This is a genomic window from Burkholderia sp. AU31624, from assembly GCF_020420065.1.
In the GTDB taxonomy this organism is placed as follows: domain Bacteria; phylum Pseudomonadota; class Gammaproteobacteria; order Burkholderiales; family Burkholderiaceae; genus Burkholderia.
Genome location: NZ_JAIZRT010000004.1, coordinates 500,335 through 517,250, shown reverse-complemented (window position 1 = coordinate 517,250; position 16,916 = coordinate 500,335). Strand labels below are relative to the sequence as shown.

The window sequence follows — 16,916 nt, the reverse complement described above, 5'->3', positions numbered from 1 at the left end:
GCCGATGTTCACGCTCTACGGCCGCGGCTGGTGCCACCTGTGCGACGACCTGCGCGACGCACTGGCGCCGGTGGCGGCCGAATTCGGCGTCGCGGTCGATTACGTCGACATCGACACCGATCCGACACTCGTCGCCCGCTACGACGAGGACGTGCCCGTACTGTTGCTGGACGGGGCGGAGGTATGCCGCCACCGGTTCGACGACGCGCGGGTGCGCGACGCGCTGGCGGCCCGGCGCCGAGCCTGACTTGCCGATGGCGGGTGTCGTTTCGCACGGGGCTTGGCCCGGCGTTGGAAATACCGCCCGGCAAAGGCCTTTTCGGCTAAAATAAGCTGTTTTTTCACCGACTTACACAAGGCGTGCTCTGCAGTCGTCGAGCGCGCCTTTTTCGCTTGATCGGCACTGAATGGATCATATTCGCAATTTCTCGATCATCGCGCACATCGACCATGGCAAGTCGACGCTCGCGGATCGCATCATCCAGGTATGCGGCGGCCTCGCCGACCGTGAAATGGAAGCGCAGGTGCTCGACTCGATGGATATCGAGCGCGAGCGCGGCATCACGATCAAGGCGCAGACTGCCGCGCTGTCCTATCGCGCGCGCGACGGCAAGGTCTACAACCTGAACCTGATCGACACGCCGGGGCACGTCGACTTCTCGTACGAAGTCAGCCGTTCGCTGTCCGCGTGCGAAGGCGCACTGCTGGTCGTCGATGCGAGCCAGGGCGTCGAGGCGCAAACCGTCGCGAACTGCTATACGGCGATCGAGCTCGGCGTCGAGGTCGTTCCCGTGCTGAACAAGATCGACCTGCCGGCCGCGAACCCCGAGAACGCGATCGAGGAGATCGAGGACGTGATCGGCATCGACGCGACCGACGCGACGCGTTGCAGCGCGAAGACGGGCCTCGGCGTCGAGGACGTGCTCGAGTCGCTGATCGCGAAGGTGCCGCCGCCGAAGGGCGACCCGGCCGCGCCGCTGCAGGCGCTCATCATCGATTCGTGGTTCGACAACTACGTCGGCGTCGTGATGCTGGTGCGCATCGTCAACGGCACGCTGCGCCCGAAGGACAAAATCAAGATGATGGCGACCGGCGCGCAGTATCCGGTCGAGCACGTTGGCGTGTTCACGCCGAAGTCGCGCAATCTCGACTCGCTGTCGGCAGGGCAGGTGGGCTTCATCATCGCCGGCATCAAGGAGCTGACGGCCGCGAAGGTGGGCGACACCGTCACGCACGCAACCAAGGCCGCCGCCGAGCCGCTGCCGGGCTTCAAGGAAGTGAAGCCGCAGGTGTTCGCGGGGCTGTATCCGGTCGAGGCGAACCAGTACGACGCGCTGCGCGAATCGCTCGAGAAGCTGAAGCTGAACGATGCCTCGCTGCAGTACGAGCCGGAAGTGTCGCAGGCGCTCGGTTTCGGTTTCCGTTGCGGCTTCCTCGGGCTGCTGCACATGGAAATCGTGCAGGAGCGGCTCGAGCGCGAGTTCGACATGGATCTCATCACGACCGCACCGACGGTCGTCTACGAGGTCGTGCAGAGCGACGGCTCGACGATCATGGTCGAGAACCCGGCGAAGATGCCGGAGCCGGGCCGCATCGCCGAAGTCCGCGAGCCGATCGTCACCGTGAACCTGTACATGCCGCAGGATTACGTGGGCTCGGTGATCACGCTGTGCGAGCAGAAGCGCGGCTCGCAGATCAACATGCAGTATCACGGCCGCCAGGTGCAGCTCACGTACGAGATCCCGATGGCCGAGATCGTGCTCGACTTCTTCGATCGCCTGAAGTCGGTGTCGCGCGGCTATGCGTCGATGGACTACGAGTTCAAGGAGTACCGTTCGTCGGACGTCGTGAAGGTCGACATGCTGATCAACGGCGACAAGGTCGATGCGCTGTCGATCATCGTGCACCGTTCGCAGTCGCAATACCGCGGCCGCGAAGTGGCCGCGAAGATGCGCGAGATCATCCCGCGCCAGATGTACGACGTGGCGATCCAGGCCGCGATCGGCGCGCACATCGTCGCGCGCGAGAACATCAAGGCGCTGCGCAAGAACGTGCTCGCGAAGTGCTACGGCGGCGACATCACGCGAAAGAAGAAGCTGCTCGAGAAGCAGAAGGAAGGCAAGAAACGAATGAAGCAGGTGGGCTCGGTCGAGATCCCGCAGGAAGCGTTCCTTGCGATCTTGCGCGTCGAAGACAAATAACAGGACTGATCCTTTTATGAATTTTGCGCTGATTCTTTTTGTGCTCGTCATCTTGACGGGCGTAGCGTGGGTGCTGGACAAACTGGTGTTCCTGCCGCAGCGTCGCAAGGCGGCCGACTCGGCGATCGAGGAGTTCGATCGCCAGCAGTCGCGCATCGACAAGCGCTTCGCGGATGAAAACGCGGTGCAGACGCGTTCGAAGCTGCGTGACGAGAAGCTGCGCCAGCCGTGGTGGCTCGAGTACACGGCGAGCTTCTTTCCGGTGATCCTGGCGGTGTTCGTCGTGCGTTCGTTCGTCGTCGAGCCGTTCAAGATTCCGTCGGGCTCGATGGTGCCGACGCTGCTCGTCGGCGATTTCATCCTCGTCAACAAGTTCGAATACGGGCTGCGCCTGCCGGTCACGAACACGAAGATCACGCAGGGCAGCCCGCTGTCGCGCGGCGACGTCGTCGTGTTCCGTTATCCGAAGGACGAGTCGGTCGACTACATCAAGCGTGTGATCGGCCTGCCGGGCGATACCGTCGCGTACCAGGACAAGCAGCTCACGATCAACGGCCAGCCGGTGCCCGAAACGCCGCTGCCCGATTTCTTCGACGACGAGCGCCAGAACTACGCGAAGCAGTTCGAGGAGACGATCGGCAACAAGAAGAACGCGATCCTCAACAACCCGGCCGTGCCGCCGTTCGTGATGGGCGCATACGACTATCCGTTTCGCGACAACTGCACGTACAACAGCCGCGGCGTGATCTGCAAGGTGCCGCCCGGTCACTACTTCATGATGGGCGACAACCGCGACAACAGTGCGGACAGCCGCTACTGGGGTTTCGTGCCGGACCAGAACATCGTCGGCCGCGCGTTCTTCATCTGGATGAACTTCAGCGACCTCAAGCGCATCGGTTCCTTCAACTGATCGCAATCGACTCACTCGCACTACGCGACGCACGGGCCGCGTCGCGTAGTGCCGAACTACTTTAAGAACCGGCGGTAACACCGCCTCGTCACGCCTTTTCGCGTCCGGCCGTGCCGTTTCGGCCCGACCGGGCGCCCGCGTTATACTCCTGCACATGCCCTCATCCCAGTTGGAAAGCCGGCTGCGCTACGAATTTCGCAATGCGGAATTGTTGCGCCAGGCTTTGACCCATCGTAGTCACAGTGCCACGCACAACGAACGGCTCGAGTTTCTCGGCGATTCCGTTCTGAATTGCGCGGTGGCTGCCCTTTTGTTCCAGCGTTTCAGCAAGCTGGACGAAGGCGATCTGTCGCGCGTCCGCGCCAATCTCGTCAAACAGCAGTCGCTGTACGAAATTGCTCAGGCCCTGAATATCTCGGATGGACTGCGGCTCGGCGAGGGCGAGCTGCGCAGCGGCGGGTTCCGCCGCCCGTCGATCCTCGCGGACGCGTTCGAAGCCATCATCGGGGCCGTATTCCTCGATGGCGGCTTCGAAGCCGCCCAAGGGGTCATCAAGCGCCTCTATATCCCGATTCTCGACCATATCGATCCGCGCACGCTCGGCAAGGACGCGAAGACGCTGCTGCAGGAATACCTGCAGGGGCACAAGATCGCGCTGCCGACCTACACGGTGGTCGCGACGCATGGTGCGGCGCACAATCAGCAATTCGAAGTCGAATGCACGGTGCCGAAGCTCGACGTGAAGGTGTCGGGCTCCGGTGCGAGCCGGCGCGCAGCCGAGCAGGCTGCCGCGAAGAAGGCGCTCGATGAAGTGATGGCGGCCGCGCCGATGTTGGCCGCGAAGCCGAAGCGCTCGAAAAACGCGCGCGGGTCGAAGCACGTCGAACCTGAAATCGTGCCGGGTGTGAAGGGCGTGCAGGAAGCGCTCGACCTGCGCTCGCCGGAGCGGAAGGAACGCGCGGCGGCGCGCGAGGCGAGGGCGGCCGGTGCGGCGCCTGCGGCAACCGCTCTGGCCGGCACCGAGACGGCCGCGGCGCCGATGGCCGCGATTCGCGCGGCGCATGTCGACGCGGCGGCGGAAAAGGGCGAACGGGCGGCGAAGCCGGCGGCCGACAAGGCTGTCGACAAGCCGGCCGAGCGAGCCGACAAGGTCGCGGAGAAGGCCGCGGAAGCCGTGCCCGCTGCACGCGCAGCCGACAAGCCGGCTGGCCAGGCCGCCGATCCGGCATCGTCGTCCGCCGACAAGTCTTCCGCCGGTACCGACCCCGCTTCGCGTGCGGCTGCGCGCACACGCGACGCCGCGGCACCGGATGCCGAGACGCCGCCGGGCGGCGCGAGCCTCGCCGCCGCGCAGGCGCGCGTGGCCGATGCCGACCACTGAATTGCCCATCGTTCGTGCCGCGCGCCGCGCGGCCGTTTCCGAACCTGTCTCCCAAACGATATGAACACTCCCGCTCCTACCGGTTTCCGTTGCGGCATGATCGCGATCGTGGGCCGCCCGAACGTCGGCAAGTCGACGTTGATGAACGCACTCGTCGGCCAGAAGATCAGCATCACGTCGCGCAAGGCGCAGACGACCCGCCACCGCATCACCGGCATCAATACGTTCGACGACGCGCAATTCGTGTTCGTCGACACGCCGGGTTTCCAGACCCGCCACAGCACCGCGCTGAACCGTTCGCTGAACCGTGCGGTCACGTCGACGCTCACGTCGGTCGACGTGATCCTGTTCGTGATCGAGGCCGGCCGCTTCGGCCCCGACGACCAGAAGGTGCTCGACCTGATCCCGCCCGGCATGCCGACGCTGCTGATCGCGAACAAGATCGACCGCGTGAACGACAAGGCCACGCTGTTCCCGTTCATGCAGAAGGTGAGCGAGTTGCGCGAATTCACCGAGCTCGTGCCGCTGTCGGCGCAGAAGCCGGAAGACATCAAGCGCCTGCTGGACACGATCAAGCCGTACCTGCCGGAAGGCGAGCCGATCTACGGCGAGGACGAGCTGACCGACCGCAGCTCGCGTTTCCTCGCAGCCGAAATCCTGCGCGAGAAGGTGTTCCGCTGGACCGGCGACGAACTGCCGTACACGAGCACCGTGCTGATCGACAAGTTCGAGGAAGAAGGGCGCCTGAAGCGCATCTTCGCGACGATCCTCGTCGAGCGTGATTCGCACAAGGCGATGGTGATCGGCAAGAAGGGCGAGAAGCTCAAGCAGATCAGCACCGAAGCGCGGATGGACATGGAGAAGCTGTTCGACGGCCCCGTGTACCTCGAGACCTTCGTGAAGGTGAAGAGCGGCTGGGCCGACAACGAGGCGGGGCTGCGCGCCTATGGGTACGAATGACGCGCTGACGTCGACTGAAGACGCGGTGACGGCCGGCGCGAACGACGCGCCGCTGCCGGCACCGCCTGAACCGCCGCGCAAGGCGCGGCGCGCGACGTCACGCACGTCCGATTTCCGCGTCGCCGAGCAACCGGCGTATGTGCTGCACAGTTATCCGTATCGGGAAACGAGCCTGATCATCGACGTGCTGACGCGTGATCATGGCCGGCTCGCGCTCGTCGCGAAGGGCGCGAAGCGTCCGCACTCCGCGCTGCGCGGCGTACTGCAGACCTTCCAGCCGCTGCTGCTGTCCTGGTCCGGCAAATCCGAGGTGCGCACGCTGACGGGCGCCGAGTGGGTCGGCGGGATGCTGCCGCTCGGCGGCGACGGGCTCTTGTGCGGCTTCTACGCGAACGAGCTGCTCGTGAAATTCTGCGCACGCGAGGATCCCCAGCCGCCGCTCTTCAATCATTACGTGCTGACCCTCACGCGCCTTGCGCACGGCGAACCCGCGGTGCAGGTGCTGCGCTCGTTCGAGCGCGTGCTGCTGCGCGAGACCGGCTACGCGATGGCGCTGAACCGCACGGTCGCGCGCCGCGCGGTCGAGCCTGATCGTCGCTACGTGTTCGATCCCGAGCGTGGCGTGCGCAATGCGGACGACGAAGTCCCGTCGCACTGGCCGGTCATTTCCGGACAGACGTTGCTCGATATGGAGCAGGACGATTACCATCGAGCCCAGACGGTTGCGCAAAGCAAGACGCTGATGCGCTTCCTGCTGAACACCTATCTCGGCGGTACGCCGCTTGCCACGCGTCAGATCCTGATCGACCTGCAAAACCTATGAGCTTCTTCCTGACCACGCCCACCGCCATCGACCTCGGCGTCAACATCGACCACGTCGCGACGCTGCGCAATGTGCGCGGCACGACCTATCCCGATCCGATCCGCGCGGCGCTCGCCGCCGAAGAAGCCGGTGCGGATGCGATCACGCTGCACCTGCGCGAGGATCGCCGCCACATCGTCGATGCGGATGTGCGCAAGCTGCGTCCGCTGCTGAAGACGCGCATGAATCTCGAATGCGCGGTGACGGCCGAGATGCTCGATATCGCCTGCGAAGTGCGTCCGCACGACGCGTGCCTCGTGCCCGAGAAGCGCGAGGAACTGACGACCGAAGGCGGTCTCGATGTCGCCGGCCACTTCGAGGCCGTGCGTGCGGCATGCAAGCAGCTTGCCGACGTGGGCGTGCGCGTGTCGCTGTTCATCGATCCGGACGAGACGCAGATCCGTGCCGCGCACGAAGCGGGCGCGCCGGTGATCGAGCTGCATACGGGCCGTTACGCCGAAGCGCACGACGAAGCCGAGCAGCAGCGCGAATACGAGCGCATCGTCGCGGGCGTTCAGGCCGGCGCGCAGCTCGGCCTGAAGGTCAATGCCGGTCATGGCCTGCACTACACGAACGTGCAGCAGATCGCCGCGATCGACGGCATCGTCGAACTGAACATCGGCCACGCGATCGTCGCGCACGCGATTTTCGCGGGCTGGGACAACGCGGTGCGCGAAATGAAGGCGATCATGGTCGCCGCACGCGTTGCCGCGCTGCATGGCGGCGCGCGCTGAAGATGGCATGCCGCCGCGCGTCGCGCGTCATGCCTGACCCGGCCCGGCCGGGTCGTACCGGCGCGTACTGACATGGCGATCTACGGCATCGGTACCGACATCGCCCAGGTGAGCCGCATCGCGGCCGTGCTCGAACGCACGGGCGGCCGGTTTGCCGAGAAGGTGCTGGGTCCCGACGAGCTGCGCGTGTTCCATGCGCGCCGCGCCCGCTCCGAGGCGCGCGGCATCGCGTTCCTCGCGACGCGCTTTTCCGCGAAGGAAGCGTTCTCGAAGGCGATCGGGCTCGGCATGCACTGGCCGATGACGTGGCGTGCGCTGCAGACCCTCAACCACCCGAGCGGCGAGCCGTACGTGGTCGCGTCGGGCGAGCTGGCCGACTGGCTGGCGGCCCGTGGCATCACGGCGCGCGTGACGGTCAGCGACGAACGCGACTATGCGGTGTCGTTCGTGGTCGCCGAGACGGACGCCGCGCCTGCACCTGTTTCCCGAACCTCCTCCTGACGAACTTTCCGATTCGATGAAAACGACTCCCGGCCCGGTCATGCTCGACGTCGTCGGCACGGCCCTGTCGCGCGACGATGCGCGGCGCCTCGCGCATCCGAAAACCGGCGGCGTGATCCTGTTCGCGCGGCACTTCCAGAACCGCGCGCAACTGACCGCGCTGACCGACTCGATCCGCGCGGTGCGTGAAGACATCCTGATCGCCGTCGATCACGAAGGCGGGCGCGTGCAGCGTTTCCGCACCGACGGCTTCACGGTGCTGCCCGCGATGCGCCGCCTGGGCGAGCTGTGGGATCGCGACGTGCTGCTCGCGACGAAGGTCGCCACGGCCGTCGGCTACGTCCTGGCCGCCGAGCTGCGCGCGTGCGGGATCGACCTGAGCTTCACGCCCGTGCTCGACCTCGACTACGGGCACTCGAAAGTGATCGGCGATCGCGCGTTCCATCGAGATCCGCGCGTCGTCACGCTGCTCGCGAAGAGCCTGAACCACGGGCTGTCGCTCGCCGGGATGGCGAACTGCGGCAAGCATTTCCCGGGGCACGGCTTCGCGGAGGCCGACTCGCACGTCGCGCTGCCGACCGACGACCGTACGCTCGACGCGATCCTCAAGCAGGACGTCGCACCGTACGACTGGCTCGGTTTGTCGCTGTCCGCGGTGATTCCCGCGCACGTGATCTACACGCAGGTCGACAAGCGGCCGGCCGGTTTCTCGCGCGTGTGGCTGCAGGACATTCTGCGCGGACGGCTCGGCTTCACGGGCGCGATCTTCAGCGACGACCTGTCGATGGAAGCCGCGCGCGAAGGCGGCACGCTCACGCAGGCGGCCGACGCCGCACTCGCGGCCGGTTGCGACATGGTGCTCGTCTGCAATCAGCCGGACGCGGCCGAGGTCGTGCTGAACGGGCTGAAAGCGCGGGCCACGGACGAGTCGGTGCGACGCATCAAGCGGATGCGTGGGCGCGGCAAGGCGCTCAAGTGGGACAAGCTGATCGCGCAGCCCGAGTATCTGCAGGCGCAGGCGCTGTTGAGCAGCGCACTGGCCTGAGCGGGGAGGGGATGGCGCGCCCCGCGCCATTCCGGTTACCAAAACAGAAAGCCGCGCAATCGCGCGGCTTTTTTATGCCTTCCCGCCGGTGCGAACCCGGCAGCTTCTAGAGTCAGGCAGGTCGACGCAGTGTGCTTTGGTGCAACTAACGGTCAAGCCCTACCAGAGCCCCCAAGCATCGCCGCCTGCTCAGTTCACCTTCATCCGCTGCAGCTTGTTGTACAGCGTCTTCGGACTGATGCCGAGCAGCGTTGCCGCACGGTGGCGCGTGCCGCCGACGGCGTCGAGCGTCGCGCGGATCAGCAGATCCTCGACGTCGGACAGCGGCGTGCCGACCTTGATCTGCACGCTGCTGCCGTTCAGTGCGGCGCCGGCCGAGAAGCTCGGCTCGCCCGCGCGCAGCGTCTCGATGAAATCGCCCGATGCGTCGTACGCGAAGCGCACGCGCTCCTGCAACTCGCGCACGTTGCCCGGCCATTCGTAGGACAGGCATTCACGGACGAAGCCCGGCGCCGTGCGCTTGTCGGTCGTGCTGCGGCCGGTTGCGCGCGCGTCGCGATTCAGTTCGTCGATCAGCGCATCCGCGATCGCGAGCGCATCGCCGTCGCGATCGCGCAGCGGCGGCATCGTGATCGATGCCGCATCGAGGCGCAGCCACAGATCCTCGCGCAACGTGCCGTTCGCGACCGCTTCGCGCGCCGGGCGGCGCGTGGTCGCGATCAGCCGGAAATCGCTCGTGATCGAGCTCGTGCCGCCGATCCGCATGAAGTTCTGCGAATCGAGCGCATGCAGTAGCGCTTCCTGCAGCACGAGCGGCAGTGCGGTGATTTCGTCGAGGAACAGCGTGCCGCCGCCGGCCTGTTCGAACAGGCCCGATTCGCGGCGCTCGGCGCCATCGAACGCACCGCGCTCATGGCCGAACAGCACGCTGTCGAGCGACGCACCGTGCCGGCCGGCCTGTGCGATCGTCCGGCAGTCGAACGACACGAACGGTCCCTTGCGGCGCCGGCTCAGGTCGTGCAGCGTGCGCGCCGCCAGCTTCTTGCCGGTACCGGCTTCGCCCGAGAACAGCACCGCCGTTTCGGTGCGCGCGTTGTGCTCGATCATGTCGTACACGTGCTGCATCGCGTCGCTGCGGCCGACCAGTGCGCCGAAGCGGCCGAGATGGCGCAGCGACGCGCGCAGCGACTGCACTTCGTCGATCAGTTCGTACGGACGCGGGATCCGCGCGAGCAGGCTGCGCAGGCGCGGGATGTTGATCGGCTTCAGCAGGTAGTCCCAGATGCCGTGACGCAGCCCCTCGATGGCGCTCTCGACCGTCGCATTGCCGGTCAGCACGATGACGGGCAGCGAGCCGTTCGGCTGTTGCTGCGGCAGGTGCTGGAGCAGGTCGAACCCGCTGCCGTCCGGCAGGTTCAGGTCGACCAGAACGACATCGGGAATCGAGCGGCCGAGCGCCGTGCGCGCTTCTGCGAGCGACGTGGCCGTGTCGACCGAGAAGCCGTCCGCGGCGAGCAGCGCGGTGAGGCCGGACAGACTGTTGGGATCGTCTTCGACAATCAGGGCGTGTGGCATGGTGGACGCAAGTCGAGTCAAGAGAGGCGGGCTGTCGGCCATCGTGACCGCAGCCGCATGTCAGATTAAAAACTGATTTTATGCCCCGCTGAACGCGTAACGAGCAATATTTCTCCGGCGCTATAAAACAGTTACCGATGATACAAATTGAATATCTTTACCGGTGGCTTTTGTGCTTTACATGAGCCTGACTCTCGCCCGGTTGTTGGCGCCGGACAAACAAAAAGCGCCCCGAAGGGCGCTTTGTTCGATGCGGGTATCGCTGGCGATTACGCGCGGCTGCGGTATTCGTTCGTACGCGTATCGATTTCGATCTTGTCGCCGGTGTTGCAGAACAGCGGCACTTGCAGTTCGAAGCCCGTTGCGAGCTTGGCGTTCTTCAGCACCTTGCCCGACGACGTGTCACCCTTGACTGCCGGTTCCGTGTAGGTGATCTCGCGAACCAGGACCGTCGGCAGTTCGACCGAGATTGCCTTCTCGTTGTAGAACACGACTTCGCAAGCCATGCCGTCTTCGAGGTAGTTCAGCGCTTCGCCCATCATTTCCGCTTCGACTTCGAACTGGTTGTAGTCGGCGTCCATGAACACGTACATCGGATCGGCGAAGTACGAGTACGTCACTTCCTTGCGGTCGAGCACGACGACGTCGAACTTGTCGTCAGCCTTGTAGACCGCTTCCTGGCCTGCGTTCGTCAGCAGGTTCTTCATCTTCATCTTGACGACGGCGGAGTTGCGGCCCGACTTGTTGTATTCAGCCTTGGCGATGACCCATGCGTCGCTGCCGATCTGCACGACGTTGCCTACGCGGAGTTCCTGTGCGGTTTTCATAAAAAACTGTCCTGATCAAATCAAATAAATAGGTGCCTGAGCGTTGCGCAACGGCTGACGGCGCAAGCGGTGCGTTCCGGTGGACGCCAAAAGCGAGCGCTTGCCTGGTCAGCCGTCGGATAACCGCTTATTTTAACTGAGATTTTGCGTATTCCGCCAGCTTTCCGGCGAGATCGCCGACGGCCGCGAGCGCATCGGCCCAGCGGGCCGCGTTGGCGTCCAGTGCGGCGCGGTGCTGCCAGAAATCGGCCCAGTCGGGCGTGCCGACGCCGTTCCATGCATGCCAGAACCGTTCGAGCGCCGCGCGCGGCGCGTCGGCGAGGCCGGCAGACAGGTGCGCGAGCGCGGCGTCGAGCTTCGGCAGGTGGACGTCGTCGGCCTGCGGGTAGATGTGCCACACGAACGGTTTGCGGGCCCACTGCGCCCGGACGAACGAATCCTCGCCGCGCACGAAATTGAGGTCGGCCACCCACAGCAACGGATCGAATTCGGCCTGGGGGACGAACGCGAGCCCGTGGGCAGTCAGGTTGCCGCTGCGCGCATGCGCGCCCGCGCCGAACGACTCGACCCCGAAAAAACGCGCAACGGCAGGCGACACGCGGCCGGCCGGCACGAGCGCGACGACCGGTGTCGGGCCGTCGCGCCACTGCGCGAGCAGCGCGTCGACGGCCGGATTCTCGTACGCGAACAGGCTGACGACCGTCGTGCCGGCGGCCGGCGGCGCGCCGCCGGTCGCGCGCTGCCACCAGGCGTCGCGCGCCGCCGCATCGGCGTCGAAGGCGGTGCGGCGCGCATCGAGGTCGTGTTCCTTCAGGACGCCGCCGGTGCCGGCCGACAGGCCGGGGAAGAAAAACGTCTTCAGCAGCGGGTAGCGCGGATGCGGCGACGGCCGCAGATGGAAATCGGCGACCCAGTCTTCGGCGCTCAGGTATTCGAGGTTGATCCACACCGGGCGCCGTTCGCGCTGCGCCATCGCCGCGAGATACGCGCCGGGCAGCTCGCACGCAAACGCTTCGATGACGACATCGGCGATCTCCAGCGCGTCGCCGGCTTGCGCATGCCAGTGCTCGATCACGATCGCGTCGACCGTCTGCCGCCCCGCGTCGGGATCGACCCCGGGCAGCAGGCGCGCGAACGTGCGCAGGTCGTCGACGAACAGGCGAACCTGCCAGCCGTGCTCGTGCGCGAGCTGGCGCGCGACGCGCCAGCAGACGCCGATGTCGCCGAAATTGTCGATCACCGTACAGAAGAGGTCGCAGGCGATCGGTTCGCCCGGCGCGAGCGGCGCGGCGGGCCGGGGGGCAGCGGTGGTGCGGGGCATCGAAGCGGGCCGGTGAATGCTCTAAACTGGCGATTCTAATAGACCCGTTCCGCGTTACAAGGCGCCCGGATCACGCATGACATCCCCTGAAGCTTCCGATACCCCGTTCGAACCGAAGAAGATCCTTGCGCAGTTGCCGCACATGCCGGGCGTCTATCGCTATTACGACACGGCGGGCGCCGTGCTCTATGTCGGCAAGGCGCGCGACCTGAAGAAGCGCGTATCGAGCTATTTCACGAAGACGCAGCTGTCGCCGCGCATCGCGATGATGGTCACGCGCATCGCGCGCATCGAGACGACCGTCACGCGCTCGGAGGCCGAGGCGCTGCTGCTCGAGAACAACCTGATCAAGGCGCTCGCGCCGCGCTACAACATCCTGTTTCGCGACGACAAGTCGTATCCGTACCTGAAGCTCACCGCGCACCGTTTTCCGCGGATGGCCTACTACCGCGGCTCGGTCGACAAGCAGAACCAGTACTTCGGGCCGTTCCCGAGCGCCTGGGCCGTGCGCGAGAGCATCCAGATCCTGCAGCGCGTGTTCCAGCTGCGCACCTGCGAGGATTCGGTCTTCAACAACCGTACGCGGCCGTGCCTGCTGCACCAGATCGGGCGCTGCACGGCGCCGTGCGTCGGCGCGATCTCCGACGAGGATTACGCGATCGACGTATCGAACGCCGCGCGTTTCCTGCTCGGCCGGCAGTCCGAAGTGATGAAGGAACTCGAGCAGAAGATGCACGCGTTCGCGGCCGAACTGAAATTCGAGCAGGCGGCGGCCGTGCGCAACCAGATGAGCTCGCTCGCGACGGTGCTGCATCAGCAGGCGATCGAGGTCGGCAGCGACAGCGACGTCGACATCCTGGCCGTCGTCGCGCAAGGCGGCCGCGTGTGCGTGAACCTCGCGATGGTGCGCGGCGGCCGGCATCTCGGCGACAAGGCGTATTTCCCGACGCACGTCGAAAGCGCGCTGACGCTCGCCGAGGGCGGGATCGGCGACGAGTCCGAGCTGGCGGAGGCCGCCGATGTGTCCGCCGATGTATTGCCCGACCTGCCCGCGGAAGAACCCGGCCGCACGGGCGGTGACGCGGGGGCGTCGGTCGAGGCCGAAGTGCTCGACGCGTTCATCGCGCAGCACTATCTCGGCAACCGCGTGCCGCCGGTGCTGGTCGTGAGTCATGCGCCCGCGAGCCGCGACCTGCTCGAGCTGCTGTCCGAGCAGGCCGGCCACAAGGTGTCGCTGGTGCGGCAGCCGCAGGGGCAGCGGCGCGCGTGGCTGTCGATGGCCGAGCAGAATGCGCAGATCGCGCTCATGCGTCTGCTGTCCGAGCAGGGCTCGCAGCAGGCGCGCACGCGCGCGCTCGCGGAGACGCTCAGCTACGAATGCGACGATCTCGCGACGCTGCGGATCGAATGCTTCGACATCAGCCACACGATGGGCGAGGCGACGCAGGCGTCGTGCGTGGTCTACCACCATCACAAGATGCAGTCGGGCGAATACCGCCGCTACAACATCACCGGGATCACGCCCGGCGACGACTACGCGGCGATGCGGCAGGTGCTTACGCGCCGCTACGAGAAGATGGTCGAGCAGGCGGCGCAGGCGGCTGCCGCCGACGATGCGGCCGGCATCGACGGCGAGTCGACGCGCCAGGCCGAGGCGTCGAGCCTGCTGCCGAACATCGTGCTGATCGACGGCGGCAAGGGTCAGGTCGAAATCGCGCGCCAGGTGTTCACCGAGCTCGGTCTCGACACGTCGATGCTGGTTGGCGTCGCGAAAGGCGAGGGGCGCAAGGTCGGCCTCGAGACGCTCGTGTTCGCGGACGGCCGCACGCCGCTCGAACTCGGCAAGGAAAGCGCCGCGCTCATGCTCGTCGCGCAGATCCGCGACGAGGCGCACCGTTTCGCGATCACCGGCATGCGTGCCAAGCGGGCGAAGGCGCGCCAGACATCGCGGCTCGAGGAACTCGAGGGCGTCGGCGCGAAGCGCCGGCAGCGGCTGCTCGCGCGGTTCGGCGGGTTGCGCGGCGTGGTGGCCGCGAGCGTCGAGGAACTCGCGAGCGTCGAGGGCATCTCGCACGCGCTCGCCGAGCAGATCTACAAGCAGCTTCACTGACGCGGCCGTGCAGCCGGCCGCCGTTCTTGTGGCAGGCCGGTCGACACGGCACAATTGCGAATCCTTTACTGTCCCGCATGCCATGCCGTTCAATTTCCCGATTTTCCTGACGTGGGTACGGATCGTGCTGATTCCGCTCGTCGTCGGCGTGTTCTATCTGCCGGACACGGTGATGGGCGGCGCGCACCGCAATCTCGCGGCGGCGGCGATCTTCATTCTTGCGGCGCTGACCGACTGGTTCGACGGCTACCTGGCCCGCAAGTGGAACCAGACGTCGTCGTTCGGCGCATTTCTCGATCCGGTGGCGGACAAGCTGATGGTGACGGCCGCGCTGCTGATCCTCGTGCAGATTTCGCGGGTCGATGCGGCAATCGCACTCGTGATCGTCGGCCGCGAGATCGCGATTTCGGCGCTGCGCGAGTGGATGGCGCAGATCGGCGCGTCGAAGAGCGTCGCGGTGAACCAGCTCGGCAAGTTCAAGACGGCATGCCAGATGGTCGCGATTCCGATGCTGCTGTTCTACGGGCCGCTGCCGCTCGGCGTCGCGACGATCGACACGCGCGTGTGGGGTGAATGGCTGATGTATCTCGCCGCGGTGCTGACGATCTGGTCGATGCTGTACTACATGAAGCTCGCGTGGCCGCAGATTCGCGAGCGCGGCGGCGCGTGATGCGTCCGGTCGAGCAGGTTTTTGGAAAAAGGGCTGGAAAAGCCCTTGACACACGAATGTGCCTTCGACATAATCTCGCTTCTCCGCTGCACGACGAAGTAAGTGTGTGACGGGGAAGCAGTAACGCAGCAATACGCGGGAGTAGCTCAGTTGGTAGAGCGCAACCTTGCCAAGGTTGAGGTCGCGAGTTCGAGACTCGTCTCCCGCTCCAGATTTTTTCTGGCAGCGTGTTGGTCGGCAAAGCGCTGCAGATGCAGGACACATGCGGGAGTAGCTCAGTTGGTAGAGCGCAACCTTGCCAAGGTTGAGGTCGCGAGTTCGAGACTCGTCTCCCGCTCCAGATTTTTCTGGCAGCGTGTTGGTCGGCGAAGCGCTGCAGATGCAGGACAATGCGGGAGTAGCTCAGTTGGTAGAGCGCAACCTTGCCAAGGTTGAGGTCGCGAGTTCGAGACTCGTCTCCCGCTCCAAGTAATGGGGAAGCCACGCTTCCCTTTTTATTTGATGGACTTTCCGTCCTCGGATAAAAAATCTGTCGCTTGCCTCACGGCATTCGCACAGTCCGCTTTTGGCGCGATAGCAAAGCGGTTATGCAGCGGCCTGCAAAGCCGTTTAGGCCGGTTCGACTCCGGCTCGCGCCTCCAGATAAAGCCCCGCTTCGGCGGGGCTTTTCTTTTTTCTGCGCCCAGAGCCACTTTCCCCGACTCCCCGACGTTGCAAACGCCAAGCGTCCGACGTTCGACGCGCGGATTGAACATGAGTCGTCTGGAGCGAAATTCACGTATGCGTTACGAGGCTGAAACGAACGCATTCTTTGATGCGACAGAATGACCTGTCGTACGCGAAATTGTCTGCGACAGCGCGCATCGTACCGATGGTGTTGCGCGACTTCGATTGAGTGTCTCGCGCAAAGCAGGCAAGTGGCCGTATCCGTTCGACGTCAGCTTGGAAGAACGTCCGTATGACGCGTCGTGCCCGACACGTTCGTCACGATGTCGACGACAGCGTTGCAGGTCTGAAACACTTCATGCGATCAACACGGTGGCGTTTTTTTTGGCATACGCCTGACGTGTAATGACAGCGGGCGCTTGCTTCATATGGCACGCCGTTTGCATGATCGAATTCAGAAATCGAAAGGCTCAACGCGCGCCATGCGACTTCGGCGCCACCTGGCCAATCGACCAGGCGGGGGACAGTTCAATGAAGTCAAATCGACGAGCGGACAGTGCGCGCGTATCGATCCGCAGCACGATCGTCATCGCAAACGGCTGCCGGATCCCGGCGGCCGGTTTCGAACGCGCGCGGTCACGAGAACCGTCCAGGGCAGGGCCGCATCGTGCCGACGACGATTGTCCGGTTGCCGCGGCTCGCTTCGGCTAAGATCCAGCCACCGTCCAGATGCCGCTCATCATGACCGTACGTTCCCGCAATCGTCTGGCAGCGTGGCTTGGCATGTTTGCCATGCTGCTCGTCGTCATTGCGCCGCTCGTGAGCCATGGCCTGGTCTCCCATGACCAGAATGCGCCAGTCGCATCGATCTGTTCGGTCGACGGACAGCCCGACGCAGACAATCACGCCCTTGCCGCTGACCATTTCGCGGCTTGCGGGTATTGCGACCTGCTCGTGCATCATGCGGCTGCACCGTCACCGTCCTTGCCGCAATGGCTGGCGGTTCCCGGCTATGCCGTCGCACATCCACCGGCCTATTTCCCGTTCGTCCGTCGGGATATCCCCAGCGCGGGCCGGCCCCGCGATTCGCCGTTCTATCTCTGACGTAGGCACTCCAGCAGTTGATCCGGACAGGCTCCCCCGCGGCGCGTGA

15 protein-coding genes and 4 tRNA genes are annotated in these 16,916 nt (G+C 65.2%); 16 read left to right on the top strand and 3 right to left on the bottom strand.

Going from position 1 to position 16,916, the window contains the following annotated elements; translation table 11 throughout:
- Nucleotides 1-4: 4 nt before the first annotated feature.
- The 9 genes from LGM89_RS17420 (at nucleotide 5) to nagZ (ending at nucleotide 8,594) form a co-directional block, all read left to right on the top strand.
- Nucleotides 5-247 (top strand): glutaredoxin family protein, encoded by a 243-nt coding sequence (locus LGM89_RS17420; RefSeq protein ID WP_089494376.1) that lies wholly within the window; start codon nucleotides 5-7, stop codon nucleotides 245-247.
- A gap of 160 nt (nucleotides 248-407) precedes the next feature.
- Nucleotides 408-2,201: a translation elongation factor 4 gene (gene lepA, locus LGM89_RS17415; protein WP_089494377.1), complete on the top strand. Its 1,794-nt coding sequence runs from the start codon at nucleotides 408-410 to the stop codon at nucleotides 2,199-2,201.
- Nucleotides 2,202-2,217: 16 nt separating this feature from the next.
- Complete coding sequence (gene lepB / locus LGM89_RS17410) at nucleotides 2,218-3,111, top strand: signal peptidase I (RefSeq protein WP_027788005.1); 894 nt, start codon at nucleotides 2,218-2,220, stop codon at nucleotides 3,109-3,111.
- A 154-nt stretch (nucleotides 3,112-3,265) separates the two neighbouring features.
- The gene (gene rnc, locus LGM89_RS17405) at nucleotides 3,266-4,492 is read left to right on the top strand and encodes a ribonuclease III (protein ID WP_226273518.1); all 1,227 of its coding nucleotides are present in this window, start codon (nucleotides 3,266-3,268) and stop codon (nucleotides 4,490-4,492) included.
- Nucleotides 4,493-4,552: 60 nt separating this feature from the next.
- A complete protein-coding gene (gene era / locus LGM89_RS17400) occupies nucleotides 4,553-5,452 on the top strand; it encodes a GTPase Era (RefSeq protein WP_006476493.1) in 900 nt (299 codons plus the stop codon).
- Nucleotides 5,439-6,275, top strand: coding sequence for a DNA repair protein RecO (gene recO, locus LGM89_RS17395; protein WP_011351416.1), 837 nt, complete (start codon nucleotides 5,439-5,441; stop codon nucleotides 6,273-6,275). The genes era and recO overlap by 14 nt, the downstream gene beginning before the upstream one ends.
- A complete protein-coding gene (pdxJ, locus tag LGM89_RS17390; protein WP_046545252.1) occupies nucleotides 6,272-7,048 on the top strand; it encodes a pyridoxine 5'-phosphate synthase in 777 nt (258 codons plus the stop codon). Before recO ends, pdxJ begins: the two co-directional genes overlap by 4 nt.
- 72 nt (nucleotides 7,049-7,120) lie before the next feature.
- The gene (gene acpS, locus LGM89_RS17385; RefSeq protein ID WP_011351418.1) at nucleotides 7,121-7,549 is read left to right on the top strand and encodes a holo-ACP synthase; all 429 of its coding nucleotides are present in this window, start codon (nucleotides 7,121-7,123) and stop codon (nucleotides 7,547-7,549) included.
- A 16-nt stretch (nucleotides 7,550-7,565) separates the two neighbouring features.
- Nucleotides 7,566-8,594, top strand: a complete 1,029-nt coding sequence (gene nagZ / locus LGM89_RS17380; RefSeq protein ID WP_226273517.1) for a beta-N-acetylhexosaminidase — start codon at nucleotides 7,566-7,568, stop codon at nucleotides 8,592-8,594.
- Nucleotides 8,595-8,783: 189 nt separating this feature from the next.
- On the opposite strand, the gene LGM89_RS17375 is transcribed toward nagZ, so the two are convergent.
- From LGM89_RS17375 to earP, 3 genes are all read right to left on the bottom strand, one after another.
- Nucleotides 8,784-10,169 carry a sigma-54-dependent transcriptional regulator gene (locus LGM89_RS17375; RefSeq protein ID WP_089494381.1) on the bottom strand — a complete coding sequence of 462 codons (1,386 nt, stop codon included), beginning with the start codon at nucleotides 10,167-10,169 and terminating at the stop codon, nucleotides 8,784-8,786.
- A 269-nt stretch (nucleotides 10,170-10,438) separates the two neighbouring features.
- Nucleotides 10,439-10,996, bottom strand: coding sequence for an elongation factor P (gene efp / locus LGM89_RS17370; protein ID WP_011351421.1), 558 nt, complete (start codon nucleotides 10,994-10,996; stop codon nucleotides 10,439-10,441).
- Nucleotides 10,997-11,123: 127 nt separating this feature from the next.
- Nucleotides 11,124-12,317, bottom strand: a complete 1,194-nt coding sequence (gene earP / locus LGM89_RS17365) for an elongation factor P maturation arginine rhamnosyltransferase EarP (RefSeq protein ID WP_226273516.1) — start codon at nucleotides 12,315-12,317, stop codon at nucleotides 11,124-11,126.
- 76 nt (nucleotides 12,318-12,393) lie between these two features.
- Here earP and uvrC point away from each other — a divergent pair, with 76 nt between their 5' ends.
- From uvrC to LGM89_RS37320, 7 genes are all read left to right on the top strand, one after another.
- The gene (gene uvrC / locus LGM89_RS17360) at nucleotides 12,394-14,427 is read left to right on the top strand and encodes an excinuclease ABC subunit UvrC (protein ID WP_226273515.1); all 2,034 of its coding nucleotides are present in this window, start codon (nucleotides 12,394-12,396) and stop codon (nucleotides 14,425-14,427) included.
- A gap of 82 nt (nucleotides 14,428-14,509) precedes the next feature.
- Entirely contained in the window at nucleotides 14,510-15,097 is a 588-nt protein-coding gene (pgsA, locus tag LGM89_RS17355; RefSeq protein WP_011351424.1) for a CDP-diacylglycerol--glycerol-3-phosphate 3-phosphatidyltransferase, read from the top strand.
- 135 nt (nucleotides 15,098-15,232) lie between these two features.
- A tRNA-Gly gene (locus LGM89_RS17350) sits at nucleotides 15,233-15,308 on the top strand.
- Nucleotides 15,309-15,361: 53 nt separating this feature from the next.
- Nucleotides 15,362-15,437: transfer RNA gene (locus LGM89_RS17345), tRNA-Gly, on the top strand.
- Nucleotides 15,438-15,488: 51 nt separating this feature from the next.
- A tRNA-Gly gene (locus tag LGM89_RS17340) sits at nucleotides 15,489-15,564 on the top strand.
- A gap of 100 nt (nucleotides 15,565-15,664) precedes the next feature.
- A tRNA-Cys gene (locus LGM89_RS17335) sits at nucleotides 15,665-15,738 on the top strand.
- A 754-nt stretch (nucleotides 15,739-16,492) separates the two neighbouring features.
- Nucleotides 16,493-16,867 (top strand): DUF2946 domain-containing protein, encoded by a 375-nt coding sequence (locus LGM89_RS37320; protein ID WP_319001503.1) that lies wholly within the window; start codon nucleotides 16,493-16,495, stop codon nucleotides 16,865-16,867.
- The last annotated feature ends 49 nt before the right edge of the window (nucleotides 16,868-16,916 follow it).

Bases quoted from the DNA above. Each gene is read 5' to 3' on its own strand.
- efp (WP_011351421.1), bottom strand. From the start codon at position 10,996: ATGAAAACCGCACAGGAACTCCGCGTAGGCAACGTCGTGCAGATCGGC.
- LGM89_RS37320 (WP_319001503.1), top strand. From the start codon at position 16,493: ATGCCGCTCATCATGACCGTACGTTCCCGCAATCGTCTGGCAGCGTGG.
- lepB (WP_027788005.1), top strand. From the start codon at position 2,218: ATGAATTTTGCGCTGATTCTTTTTGTGCTCGTCATCTTGACGGGCGTA.
- era (WP_006476493.1), top strand. From the start codon at position 4,553: ATGAACACTCCCGCTCCTACCGGTTTCCGTTGCGGCATGATCGCGATC.
- earP (WP_226273516.1), bottom strand. From the start codon at position 12,317: ATGCCCCGCACCACCGCTGCCCCCCGGCCCGCCGCGCCGCTCGCGCCG.
- pdxJ (WP_046545252.1), top strand. From the start codon at position 6,272: ATGAGCTTCTTCCTGACCACGCCCACCGCCATCGACCTCGGCGTCAAC.
- acpS (WP_011351418.1), top strand. From the start codon at position 7,121: ATGGCGATCTACGGCATCGGTACCGACATCGCCCAGGTGAGCCGCATC.
- lepA (WP_089494377.1), top strand. From the start codon at position 408: ATGGATCATATTCGCAATTTCTCGATCATCGCGCACATCGACCATGGC.
- uvrC (WP_226273515.1), top strand. From the start codon at position 12,394: ATGACATCCCCTGAAGCTTCCGATACCCCGTTCGAACCGAAGAAGATC.
- recO (WP_011351416.1), top strand. From the start codon at position 5,439: ATGGGTACGAATGACGCGCTGACGTCGACTGAAGACGCGGTGACGGCC.
- LGM89_RS17375 (WP_089494381.1), bottom strand. From the start codon at position 10,169: ATGCCACACGCCCTGATTGTCGAAGACGATCCCAACAGTCTGTCCGGC.
- pgsA (WP_011351424.1), top strand. From the start codon at position 14,510: ATGCCGTTCAATTTCCCGATTTTCCTGACGTGGGTACGGATCGTGCTG.
- LGM89_RS17420 (WP_089494376.1), top strand. From the start codon at position 5: ATGTTCACGCTCTACGGCCGCGGCTGGTGCCACCTGTGCGACGACCTG.
- rnc (WP_226273518.1), top strand. From the start codon at position 3,266: ATGCCCTCATCCCAGTTGGAAAGCCGGCTGCGCTACGAATTTCGCAAT.
- nagZ (WP_226273517.1), top strand. From the start codon at position 7,566: ATGAAAACGACTCCCGGCCCGGTCATGCTCGACGTCGTCGGCACGGCC.